General features: G+C 36.1%; 9 protein-coding genes. 7 read left to right on the top strand and 2 right to left on the bottom strand.

Annotated elements, in window-relative coordinates; translation table 11 throughout:
* Positions 1-14: 14 nt before the first annotated feature.
* On the top strand, positions 15-668 hold the full coding sequence (upp, locus tag YQ22_RS01420; protein ID WP_071339785.1) for a uracil phosphoribosyltransferase: 654 nt from the start codon (positions 15-17) through the stop codon (positions 666-668).
* A 15-nt stretch (positions 669-683) separates the two neighbouring features.
* Here upp and YQ22_RS01415 read toward each other — a convergent pair whose 3' ends face one another.
* On the bottom strand, positions 684-3176 hold the full coding sequence (locus YQ22_RS01415; protein ID WP_071339784.1) for a cation-translocating P-type ATPase: 2493 nt from the start codon (positions 3174-3176) through the stop codon (positions 684-686).
* A 131-nt stretch (positions 3177-3307) separates the two neighbouring features.
* Between YQ22_RS01415 and YQ22_RS01410 the strand changes: the two genes are divergently transcribed.
* A complete protein-coding gene (locus tag YQ22_RS01410) occupies positions 3308-4066 on the top strand; it encodes a hypothetical protein (RefSeq protein WP_071339783.1) in 759 nt (252 codons plus the stop codon).
* A gap of 57 nt (positions 4067-4123) precedes the next feature.
* On the opposite strand, the gene YQ22_RS01405 is transcribed toward YQ22_RS01410, so the two are convergent.
* A complete protein-coding gene (locus YQ22_RS01405) occupies positions 4124-4585 on the bottom strand; it encodes a pyridoxamine 5'-phosphate oxidase family protein (protein WP_071339782.1) in 462 nt (153 codons plus the stop codon).
* Between the two features lie 208 nt (positions 4586-4793).
* On the opposite strand from YQ22_RS01405, the gene YQ22_RS01400 reads away from it, so the two are divergent.
* The 5 genes from YQ22_RS01400 (at position 4794) to YQ22_RS01380 (ending at position 12216) form a co-directional block, all read left to right on the top strand.
* Positions 4794-7052 carry an alpha-L-fucosidase gene (locus YQ22_RS01400; RefSeq protein ID WP_083414162.1) on the top strand — a complete coding sequence of 753 codons (2259 nt, stop codon included), beginning with the start codon at positions 4794-4796 and terminating at the stop codon, positions 7050-7052.
* 267 nt (positions 7053-7319) lie between these two features.
* Positions 7320-9467 (top strand): VIT and vWA domain-containing protein, encoded by a 2148-nt coding sequence (locus tag YQ22_RS01395; protein ID WP_071339781.1) that lies wholly within the window; start codon positions 7320-7322, stop codon positions 9465-9467.
* 235 nt (positions 9468-9702) lie between these two features.
* Positions 9703-10260, top strand: a complete 558-nt coding sequence (locus YQ22_RS01390) for a hypothetical protein (protein ID WP_071339780.1) — start codon at positions 9703-9705, stop codon at positions 10258-10260.
* A gap of 24 nt (positions 10261-10284) precedes the next feature.
* On the top strand, positions 10285-11178 hold the full coding sequence (locus YQ22_RS01385; protein WP_071339779.1) for an SH3 domain-containing protein: 894 nt from the start codon (positions 10285-10287) through the stop codon (positions 11176-11178).
* 9 nt (positions 11179-11187) lie between these two features.
* Positions 11188-12216 (top strand): hypothetical protein, encoded by a 1029-nt coding sequence (locus YQ22_RS01380; protein WP_156894518.1) that lies wholly within the window; start codon positions 11188-11190, stop codon positions 12214-12216.
* The last annotated feature ends 22 nt before the right edge of the window (positions 12217-12238 follow it).

Genomic DNA, 12238 nt, shown 5'->3' with positions numbered 1-12238 from the left:
AAAATATAGCAATAATGACCATTCATAATTTAGGAGACCAAAATTCAGTTCTTAATCAGTTTATTTCGGAAATACGCGATGTACAGATTCAAAAAGATCCCATGCGATTTCGTAGAAATATAGAGCGTATAGGGGAGGTGCTAGGTTATGAGTTCAGTAAAGAGTTGCTTTACAGTTCTAAAGATATAGAAACTCCGCTTGGTAATAAATCTATGTATTTAAGTCAAGATCAAGTCGTTATATGTTCTATTTTAAGAGCAGGTTTACCATTGCACCAAGGGCTTTTAAATTATTTTGATTCTGCTGAAAACGCCTTTATATCTGCCTACCGTAAACATGAAAACGGCGAAGATGAGTTTGAAGTCGTGGTAGACTATTTTGCGGCACCGTCTCTGGAAGGTAAGGTATTGGTGTTAACAGACCCTATGTTAGCTACCGGTAGAACTTTGGAAAATGTGTTAAAAGGTCTAAAGGACCATGGCACACCCAAACAAATTCATATTGTTTCAGTTATTGGCTCACAACAGGGTATTGAATTTGTACAAAGCGTTTTCCCGACTGGGACGCATTTATGGATTGCGGCAGTAGATCCGGAATTGAATTCCCGTGGTTATATCATTCCAGGTATAGGTGATGCCGGTGATCTTGCATATGGCCAAAAGCTATAATTATATATTTTTCTTTTAACGCTTTATTACTTTGACTATTTCATACCATAGTACAGAAATAGCACCTATAACTATAGTAGTGCCTAGTTGAGGTATAGTTAAACTATCAAACTCAAAGAAGCGGGTTAGAACGGGCACGTACAATAATGTCCATGAGAGTGTAATAGTTAGACCAATAATAATAGGAACCAGATTGTTCTTGTATTTCAAGGTGGTGAAAATAGAATAATAGAATGAACGATTCACTAGGGTTAAAAAGATATTGGCAACGATTAACACCATAAATACCATGGTACGCGTAGTGTTTTCAGAGAAACCTGACGATACCGAATATTGATAAGCCGTCAATGCACCAACAGTAATGATTATGCCTTGAATAATACTAGTGGTCAGTTCTTTATAGTTGAAAAAAGTTGTTGAAAAAGGTCTAGGTTTTTTGATCATCAAATTTTTCTCCATAGGTTCATTTTCAAAAATGATAGAACAGGTAGGTCCCATAATCAATTCTAAAATAATTACATGCGATGGTGAAAATATATTGGGATATACCCACCGTAATGCCAATGGAATAAAAACCGTGAGAATAATGGGAATATGTATTGATATGATATACTGAATTGCCTTTTTTAGGTTGGTATAAATTTTTCTACCCATGGCAACGGCATCTACCATTTTAGAAAGGTCATCATCAACCAAGATAAGAGAAGCCGCTTGTTTTGCGATTTCAGTTCCTTTTTTACCCATGGCAATACCAATATGTGATGCTTTTAAAGCCGGACCATCATTTACGCCATCGCCCGTCATGGCAACAATTTCATTGTTCTTCTTTAGTGTATTAACAATTCTCAATTTTGCATCGGGGAACATTCTTGAGAATACATTGATATCTTTTACTTTTTCTTGAAGTTCAGCATCGGAAAGTAGCATTAGCTCATCACCTGAGATACATTTTTCGTATCCTTTAAAATTTATTTGTTTGGCGATGGCCATAGCGGTATTTGCATTATCTCCGGTAACCAATTTAACTGCTATACCGGCATCGTCAAAGTCTTGCAGTACTTGTTTAATATTTTCTTTTGGTGGATCATAGAAAGCGATAATGCCTTTAAAATCAAATTTAAAATCTTGTTGCTCTTCAGGGTAATTTTCGCCTTCGAATATTGCCAAACCAACAGCAAGCATTCTATAGCCATCTTTACCTAATTCAGTAAGTGTAGTTTGTATGATATCAATTTCAGTATTGGTAAGGTTAGATACCGCAATAATAGCTTCAGGCGCTCCCTTTGCTGCAATAATCTGTTTACCATCTGCATTCTGAAATATATGGGTCATCATGGGCGGTTTACCACCTAAAGGGTATTCATGAACCATTTTATAATCAGGGCGTTCATCATTTTCTATTGACCTTGCATATGTATTATGTATGGCTATTTCCATAGGGTCAAAGGGTATGGGTTCACTTGCCCACATAGAGGTGGTAACTAAGTCTTTTTCATCAGTACCTAAAGTATCTTTAGTATTGACGATAGTGCCGGTTTTCAATGTAAATAGTTTGGCTAAAGCCATTTTATTCTGTGTAATGGTACCGGTTTTGTCGGTACAGATTATAGTGGCGCTACCCAAGGTTTCCACAGTTTTCATTTGCTTGACCACAATACCCATTTTCATTAATCGCCATGCTCCCAATGCCATAAACGTGGTGAAAGCTACAGGTATTTCTTCCGGTAGAATACTCATGGCCAAGGTCAGAGCTTTTAATAAACTATCTAGGAAAATACCGGAACGCATGTAATTGATGCCCCAAACCAATAGAAAAATAAGGCCTCCCCAGATAGACATCAATTTTACGAAGTTGAAAATCTTAATTTCCAAAGGTGTTTTTTCTTCGCTAATGTCTTCAAGGCTTTTACCTATTTTACCAAGTTTGGTCAAGTTTCCAATAGCAGTAATTTGGGCAATTGCTAAACCGCTAGCAACGGTACTTCCCGCATAAATGGAATTATCGGTACTTGTAGCATCTTTATAAACGGAAAGAGATTCTCCCGTCAATATAGATTCGTTTACAGAAAAATCATTAGAATGCACAATTATGCCATCTGCAGAAATGGTAGTGCCTTCTTCCACCATTAAAAAATCACCGATAACAATATCTTCGCTATCAATTTCAATAACCTGTGCATTACGTATGACTTTGCTTTTGGGGTGAGTAAGGTTTCTAGGATTTTCAAGTGCTTTTCTACTACGTGAATCTTGATATAATGATATGGAGCCAACAAGAACAATTGCGGTTGCCAAGAAAAAACCATCGCCCCAATTACCCGAAATAAAATAAATACATGAAGCTATCAGCAGCAAAATGACCATGGGCTCTTTAGCAATACTTTTAAGGGCATCTATAAAGCTATTATCTATTTTATAGTTCAATGAATTTGTGCCATGTTCATTTTTAGAAGCTTCCACCTGCTGGTCGGTGAGTCCGTTAATTCCGAAATCTTTAGAATTGAACATGGGCTGGTTTTATTAAAATTACGAAGTACTAAGGTATCTGAAATCTTAAGGTAAGGCACTGACATTTATCATATGAATTACGCCTTTAAGTTTGCAATTTTATACTGTAATAATCTTAAAAGTAAACAATTATGGAAATTGCCATGAACGATGTACGTATAATAATGAAAGAAACATATTCTAAATTGGTCTCCTTTAAACGTAAAGAGAATAGAGAATCTTTTAATAAAGGATTGTTGAGGATTTTACCCAAAATATATAGATATGTTTCTAAGAGATTGAATAGTGCCGTTGCCAATGGTAAATTAAACGAGGGTATGTTCGATCCCAGTGATTTTACCGATCAGCTTTTTATTGAAGTGTATGATAATATTGATGATATAAAGAGTGAAAACGAGCTACATGTATTTTTGTTCAAAACTGTAGATGAGCTTTTGGAAGATAGTTTGGTAGAAGAGGAGTTTGATCACGTTTTCTTTGATAATATAGACACCTATTCCAAACCGGAGTGGGATGCTATGGAAGAAGATTATACCCAAGATGGCGATGGCGACTTTTTACTTTTAGAAGAAATGGACGATAGTTCTTTAGATAAAAGTAACTATACATTGGACCATGTTTTCATTTCCGATGAAGAAAAGCAATTGGCAGATAAGCTCGATGCATCTTTAGATAAGGAACGTATAAATAAACACATGCAATTGGTTTTGGATAAGATGAACTTACCAATGAGAACGGTATTTGAGCTCTTCACCAACGAAGGGTTAACCACAGAAGAAATAGCTGACATACGTAAAACAACACTAGATCAGGTAGAAGAATTATTGGCTTCGGTAAGGCAACTGCTTAAGAATAGTTTTGAGAAACGATTTCTTATTGACACCAATTAGAAAAAAAAGCTCTCATTTTAATGAGAGCTTTTTTTAATATGGTTTAGATAGTATCATTTACAAATTGGTTACCCTAAGTTTTCCGGTCAGTTCGTTAATATTAATACGAAATACTATCGGCGCTTCTTCGGCATCAATTTTTGCAGAAAACTCACTTATATATTTTGGGTGCTCACCGTAAATGGTTGCTATTACTTTTTTAACACCATCAGAGAATTCATGTAGCATATGTTTGGCATCAATTCTAGAAAGCTCCTCAAAGGTACCCTGAACTAAAATGGACTTCCAATTGGCTATGGAGGCTATTTCATCAACACCCAAACAAACCGAGGTATTCTTTCGCATTTCTTGAATTTTGTGTCCCTCACTAGAATAGCTGGTAATGGAATGCGTGTCAGGATCGTAGTAAAATGTAATAGGCACAATGAAAGGGTGTCCTCCTGATATGTATGAAAGCCTGCCAATGTAGTTTTGTCCTAATAGCGCCTTACATTCTTCTTGATTCATATTTCTTCTCATGACCAATTGTTGTTTGTTGATACAATAAAAGTATACATCATTGATTTAGTGGCACATGATATTGGTCAGTTGATCATTAATTTAAAGTGTATTGCAAAAAAAGTATTGAATAACGCAAATTAAGCATCAGTTTCGCTATGAATATTAAGCTAGATTTGAAATTCATCACGTAAATTTTAATGACCAAACAACAATCAAAATTTTATCAATGACTAAGTCAACATTAACTAAAACATTATTTAAAATTGTTTCACTACTGTTAGTAGTGGCTTCTTGCATAGAGAATCCCAAACCAGTTCTAAACCTTGCTACAGCGAATACCATTGAGATAGATGGTGATGATTCAAAAGATTCCGTTATTTTAAAAGCAGCTCACGTTATACCTTCAAAAAATCAATTGAACGCATTAAAAGATGAGTTTATAGCATTTGTTCATTTTGGACCAAATACATTTACAAAACTGGAGTGGGGCAATGGTATGGAAAACCCATCTGTCTTCAATCTAGAGAACTTAGATACGGATCAATGGTGTAGTGCAATGAAAGATGCGGGGATGAAAAAGGTAATCATTACCGCAAAACATCACGATGGTTTTGTATTGTGGCAAAGTAGATATACTGAGCATGGGGTTATGTCTTCACCTTTTAAAGAAGGGAAAGGTGATGTTCTTAAAGAACTTTCAGTATCATGCAAAAAATATGGTATTAAACTAGGGGTTTACTTATCGCCTGCAGATCTATATCAAATAGAACATAAAGATGGACTATATGGTAATTTAAGCGAATATACGACACGAACTATTCCTAGACCAGTACAAGGAAGACCGTTTGAGAATAAGACAACTTTTGAGTTTGAAGTTGATGACTACAATGAATATTTTTTAAATCAACTCTTTGAATTGCTTACTGAATACGGTCCAATTGATGAGGTTTGGTTTGATGGTGCCCACCCAAAACGTAAAGGCGGTCAACAATATAAGTATAGGGACTGGAAAAAGCTTATCACGGCATTGGCACCAAATGCAGTAGTATTCGGTAAAGAAGGAACACGTTGGTGCGGCAATGAAGCCGGTGCAACCAGAGACACGGAGTGGAATGTAATACCATATACCGAAGACCCAAGAACAATGAATTTATTTGCAGATATCACCGGAGAAGATGTTGCTGGTGTTGATAAGCTAATGGAAGGTAAGTACTTACATTACCAACCTGCAGAAACAAATACTTCTATTAGAGAGGGTTGGTTCTATAGGAATGATGATGAACAAAAAGTACGAAATACAGATGATGTCTTTGATATATATGAGAGATCAGTTGGTGGTAATTCAATTTTTTTATTGAACATTCCACCAAATAGAGAGGGGAGATTTTCAGATGAAGATGTAAATATTTTAAAAGAAACGGGTATTCGAATTAAAGAAACTTATGGTATTGATTTATTGGAAAATGCCGATGGTCCGGTAGAATTATTAGATGAAGATGAAGACACTTTTTTGGCGCTTGATAATGATAAATTAATGCTAGAATTTACACTTCCAAAAGGGGTGAAGATCAATAGATTTGCTATTCAAGAAGATATTAAAAGACATGGTGAACGAGTATCTTATCATGCCTTAGATGCATGGGTAGATGGTATGTGGAAAGAATTGGTCGTTAGCACCAACATAGGCTATAAAAGAATTTTGAGATTTCCCGAAGTAACAACGAATAAATTGCGGTTACGAATATTAGATTTTAGGGCAATTCCTGTGCTACAAAAAGTGACTGCTCACTATTATAAAAGTAGACCACCAATTTTAGATATGCATCGCTCGGAATTGGGTATGGTTGATATCGCTCCAAAAATGTCGGATTTTAAATGGAAACCCCACGGTGAAAATGCAAGTGGTAATTTAACCAAAGGAATGAAAATTGTATATACGACCAATGGTGAAGCGCCAAACGAATCTTCTACTGTGTTTAGTAAACCCTTTGCATTTGCAAATGGTACGGTTAAGGCGGCAGCAATTATGAACGGAGAATTAGGAAGTGTTACTGAATTGAGTTTTGGTATGCTTAAAGATAATTGGAAGGTTCTTAATACCGGTAGTTCTAAAAATGACCATAACGCAGAAAAGTTATTTGATGAGGATATAGAAACGTACTGGCAGTCTAATGAGAGTGGTGTAAATAACCATTTTGTAGCATTGGATTTAGGCGAAGAAACTGAAATTACCGCTTTTAAGTATACACCGCCTACTACTATTTCGACAGGTATGATCGAGAAAGGGATTATGTATATTAGTAAAGACGGTATAAAATGGCAAGAAAAAGAAACTTTTGAATTTGGTAATTTAATCAATGATCCAACGCCAAGGTTTTTCGAATTTAAAAATTCGTACTCTACCAGGTATGTAAAGTTTAAAGTAGTAGAAATTGCAGGAAGTAATTCTTCAGCAGCAATAGCTGAACTTGATTTTTATAAGTAAACCAAATTCGTTTTGAAAAAAGGATGTCACCTATTATAGTCAAGTAGCATCCTTTTTTTATTATTAATTAAAACAAAGCTATTCTGAATATTTGTTTATCGGAAAAATGTAAAGTACATATTGAGAAAATAGAAAAACCAAAATTTAAAGTTCGTTAAGCCTAATTTTACGAATTCTAGATAATACCCAACGAATACTAAAAGCCACCCTTTTTAGCGATTGTTCACTGTTAGATTTGACATCAAATAATAATCTAATACAACGATCATGAAACTACTTTACACCTTTTTACTGTGCGCAATCTGCTTTGCAGGTTTTTCCCAAGATACTGACAGTCCGTATTTATTGGTCTCTACAGAGAACGCCACTATACCTTTAAAATCTTCCATAACTGAAGCAAATATAGCGGGTACCATTGCCCATGTTCGGGTTACACAAGTATATCAAAACAAAGGAACGGAGCCTATAGAAGCCAAGTATGTGTTTCCGCTATCTACACAGGCAGCGGTTCATAAAATGCATATGATAGTTGATGACCGACTTGTAGTTGCCAAAATTTTTGAAAAGCAAGAAGCTAAAAAAGTATACGATACCGCCATTGAAGAAGGTAAGCGTGCTGCAAAGTTAGAGCAACATAGACCCAATGTATTTCAAATGAATGTGGGCAATATTATGCCTGGCGATGAAATTACGATCGACATTTATTATACCGAAATGTTAGTGCCTGTAAATGGCGAATATCAGTTTGTGGCACCTGCCGTAGTGGGTCCACGATTTACTGGAGAAAGTACTGAAACAGAAGGTAGTTTTGCAATGCCCTATACGGCAAAAGGTATTGCAGATAGTTTTGATTTTGATATTTCGGTTAGGCTAAACGCAGGTATGGTCATTCAGCATGTCAATAGTGCATCACACGAAATTACAGTGGATTATCCTGATGCGAAAACAGCTGAGATTGTACTATCCGAAGAAAATAAAAATCCGTCGAACAGAGATTTTATCTTGAAATACAATTTAAGGGGCAATCAAATACAAACCGGATTATTACTATACGAAGGCGAAGAAGAAAACTTCTTTTCTTTTCAAATGGAACCTAACAAGAATGTGGTGTTAGACGATATTCCGTCACGTGAATATTTGTTTATCGTTGATGTATCGGGCTCTATGAACGGGTATCCTTTAGAAGTATCGCGAACCTTAATGCGCAATCTTTTATGTGGATTACGAATGACGGATACGTTCAATGTTCAGCTATTTGCATCAAGTTCAACTATGTTTAGCGAAGTGCCTGTAGAAATAAACGAGCAGAATATAGAGGCGGCAATACGGTTTTTATCGGAAGGTCAAGGCGGTGGAGGCACACAATTGTTAAGTGCGCTGCAAACAGCATATAAACTGCCTAGAAAAGATATGAGCGTAGCAAGGTCTATGGTGGTCATTACCGATGGTTATGTTAGCGTTGAAAAAGAAGCCTTTGAACTTATACGTAACAATCTCGACCAAGCCAGTGTCTTTACTTTTGGTATAGGTTCTAGTGTAAATAGGTATTTAGTTGAAGGTATGGCAAAGGTTTCTAACAGCGAATCGTTCATTGCCACAACGTCTGAAGAAGCTGCAGAAGTGGCCAAAGACTTTGCAAATTATATAGCAACTCCATTATTGACACGAGTAAAGATTGAATTTAAAGGGTTTGAGATGTATGACCTTGCCCAAAAAAGCATACCAGATGTATTTTCAGCAAGACCGGTTGTGGTTCACGGTAAATATAAGGGTAAGGCAGAAGGTAAAATTATCGTAACCGGTTACCAAGGTAAAAAACGCTTTAGACAAGTGTATAATGTAACTGACGGGCAATTAAGCAAGCAGAACAAAGCCTTGGGTTATTTGTGGGCTAGAAAGCGAATAGGGGAATTGGATGATTACAAGAAGCTATTTAATGAAGATGTGAAAGCTGAGGTGGTAGCACTAGGACTCAAATATAACTTGTTAACGAATTACACCTCTTTTGTAGCGGTTGATGAAGCCATAGTTAATAAAGACGGTACGTTGACGAAAGTAAAACAGCCGTTGCCAATGCCAGATAATGTTAACAATTCCGCCGTAGGAGCAGAAGCTGAAATCAAAGAAACCAGTAAATTCAAACGTACGTTCAACATCATTTTTGAAGACGAGATAGCAAAGAATGTAAAACGACAGTTAACGATGGAATTTAAAGTGATGTATGCCAAATTAGTTTCGGAATACTTAAAAAAGTATGAAAGTCTGCGTATAAAATTCAATGCTCAAGGCAAGGTTATACGTGTAGAAAAATTTGAGAATGGCAGCTGGACCGTTGATGAAAGTATGCTGTTGGATTTTGAAAAAATAAGTTTAAAATCCGTTAAAAAAGAAATCACATTAACATTGAAAAAATAAGTAGTTAGTTTTGGTTAGTTGTTTCTCCGAAAGGAGAAGAAAACCTGTAAGATGTCTGTCATTTTGCAGGTTTTTCTTTTGCAATACATTGAAGAATAAACATGTTGAAACTTTAATAAATACGGGCTATTCAACGAATTCTAGATGAATAGCTACGAATACTAGAACACCCTTATAAAAGCCTTGTCTCCGTAGTAATTTAGTAGTGTAGAAAGAAACAACTAAAATAATTATCATGAGAAAATTCATCTTTTTTGCGTTCGTAATTTGTGTTTGTGCCACTAATGCACAAGAGTTTAAACTAACTAATACCTACGATGTTACTAACCAAAGAACCGTTGGGCAAGAGGAAGAAGACACCTGGGCGGTAGATGTCATTGAAACCAAAAATCCAGAGAAGACTATTGCCACCTTGAATATTGCAGATTTTGGTTTGTTAGATGAAATAAGAATTTCGGTTTTAGAAGAACCGGCATTAGAAGGAATCACCGAAATTTTAAAAATCACTCTTGAGTATAATGCATGTTGCTCAAGTACAAAAGAGTTCTATTATTTACTTGGTGAAGATGGGGTCATTGCCCTGCCAAGTATAAAAAATGAGTATGCCTACGAACCCATTTCAGACATACATTACATATTTCCTAACCAGTCTTTTGGCAAGGAAGGAACTATTCTAAGAGCCGCATTACAATACACGGAAACATATACGATCAAAGACATAAAAGTGCTAAGAAGCATTGCTTGGAACGATGATGACTTTGATACAGAAGATGCTATAACAGCAATTAATTAGTAATAACCCTTAAAATTTAAAATCATGAAAAATGTAAAGAAAAGTGTCCTGTTCATTTGCTTATTTGTAGTTGCAAATTTATTTGCGCAAAGTGTAGAACAAGTAGAGTTTGAAGTTATGGATAAAGAAATTCCAGCCGAAGAATTAACCTATGAGTATTTATTGGCACACAAGGTATTTTTACGAGAAAAGCCATCTGTACGTAGTAAAAAAGTAACCTTACTTAATATTGGTACTAAAATGGTTTTGTGGGAAAAGAGTCTGTATTCCAAAGAAATAGACGGTATCAAAAGCCATTGGTATAGAGTAACCACAGGTGACCAGACCGGATGGGTGTGGGGCGGTATGATAGCGCAGAAATCCTTTGGTAGTATTGCGGACAACCAGGTGAAGTTCGTGTACGGTTATGAAAGCAGTACAACAAACGAAGCAGGTATTACGGAGGTAAAGTACCAATTACGTGCCTTTAAAAACGGTCAGCAATTAGATAAAATGGTGTTAGATAGTTTGTCTGCTATACCGGCTCATATTGAAAACCACGGTAGTCTTGGTTTGTTCAATGTAGAAGATGTGATTACAGTAGATTTAGCCGATGTGGATACCGGTTACCAAGTAGGGAAGAGCTATGTGTTTTGGAACAATGGCAGATTTAAGAAAGTAGCGAGTTTAATTGACTATGCAGATAGCAATTATTTAAAGACGGAACATTTTGTTTTTCCTTCGGATATGCAAGGAGTTAAGAGTACCATTTTGTTGAAAACAACGATTACAAAGAACATAAAATCCTTAGATGATGCTTTGGCTCAAAATAATGTAGAATTTATTACCACGCCGTATATATGGAACGGTTCTAAGCTGATAAAAAAGCAAGAAAACCATGAAATAAAAGACAATGCCGTAGTAAGTATAGACTTTTAAAATAAAGCAATGATGAACAAGTGTTTTATTATCGTATTGGTGAGTGTGCTAATGCTTGGTGGCAAGAAGCCGTTTTCGCAGCAGTCGGGAACGGCACTTGCTTTACCAAACACATGCATTCAAGAATCTATCGTTTTTATAGCTGGTTTTGATGAGAGTGACAATACCTATTACAGCAATGCAAAACAGTATTTTCAAAAACAGGGAATGCCTATTGTAGAGGGTTTGCATACCATTAGTGAGATAATCGCTTACATCAACAAGGCAGGGGAAAACCAAGTTATCTTTAAAGAAATTCACGTAGTAAGCCATAGCAATGCCTGGTTAGGAATGTCCATGAGAATTAAGGAAAATGGCGAACGCATTACCGTAAAGAGTTTAGCACATGCAGTTAAGGAGTATAACATAGAAAGCATTTGCAAAGAATATACGGGCAATACCAAGATTATTTTTCATTCATGTGGATTGGGCGAAAACAAAGCATTATTAACAGAATTGAAGCATGTTTTTAAGGCGGACCAAGTAAGTGCATCGCCCTATTTTAATGTATTTGGCGGTAAATATGCAGAACATTACCTGGCAAAACCTTACTATGGGTATTACCCAACGGCAGAGTCTAAAGGACCGGCATTTCTATCCCAAGAATTTAGAGAAAACTACCCAGATGTATATATAGATTGGTTAACTGCTTTAACCACTAGACAAGAGTCTTCATTTGGTGAGGCTTATAGTTTTAAATTTAATATTCCAGTAGAATGGGAATTTACTTTTGACAACAGCAACGATATGCCTAAATTGGCAGATAAGGAAGCTATCATGGATTGGGTCTCAGAATCCCCAGAAATGGCGGAGGTATTGTTTGCCTTGCAAATTCCGATAGAAAAATTTCGTTGGAGAAGTACGGTAAATGGCAATACGTTAATTATAAAAGGAAAAACCACGGTGCTGTGCGTATTGGCACCTATTTTGCAGTCTAATGGTGCTAATGAGTACCAAAATGTGTCGGTAGAAGACCGTTCACTTTATCAAATATTATAGTAGCATTGGCGTTAGTTTAATA

Source organism: Maribacter sp. 1_2014MBL_MicDiv, from assembly GCF_001865655.1.
GTDB lineage: Bacteria > Bacteroidota > Bacteroidia > Flavobacteriales > Flavobacteriaceae > Maribacter > Maribacter dokdonensis.
The sequence above is the reverse complement of the archived record's forward strand: the minus strand, read 5'-3'. Positions and strand labels throughout refer to the sequence as shown.

Bases quoted from the DNA above. Each gene is read 5' to 3' on its own strand.
- YQ22_RS01405 (WP_071339782.1), bottom strand. From the start codon at position 4,585: ATGAGAAGAAATATGAATCAAGAAGAATGTAAGGCGCTATTAGGACAA.
- YQ22_RS01415 (WP_071339784.1), bottom strand. From the start codon at position 3,176: ATGTTCAATTCTAAAGATTTCGGAATTAACGGACTCACCGACCAGCAG.
- YQ22_RS01380 (WP_156894518.1), top strand. From the start codon at position 11,188: ATGATGAACAAGTGTTTTATTATCGTATTGGTGAGTGTGCTAATGCTT.
- YQ22_RS01390 (WP_071339780.1), top strand. From the start codon at position 9,703: ATGAGAAAATTCATCTTTTTTGCGTTCGTAATTTGTGTTTGTGCCACT.
- YQ22_RS01385 (WP_071339779.1), top strand. From the start codon at position 10,285: ATGAAAAATGTAAAGAAAAGTGTCCTGTTCATTTGCTTATTTGTAGTT.
- YQ22_RS01410 (WP_071339783.1), top strand. From the start codon at position 3,308: ATGGAAATTGCCATGAACGATGTACGTATAATAATGAAAGAAACATAT.
- YQ22_RS01395 (WP_071339781.1), top strand. From the start codon at position 7,320: ATGAAACTACTTTACACCTTTTTACTGTGCGCAATCTGCTTTGCAGGT.
- YQ22_RS01400 (WP_083414162.1), top strand. From the start codon at position 4,794: ATGACTAAGTCAACATTAACTAAAACATTATTTAAAATTGTTTCACTA.
- upp (WP_071339785.1), top strand. From the start codon at position 15: ATGACCATTCATAATTTAGGAGACCAAAATTCAGTTCTTAATCAGTTT.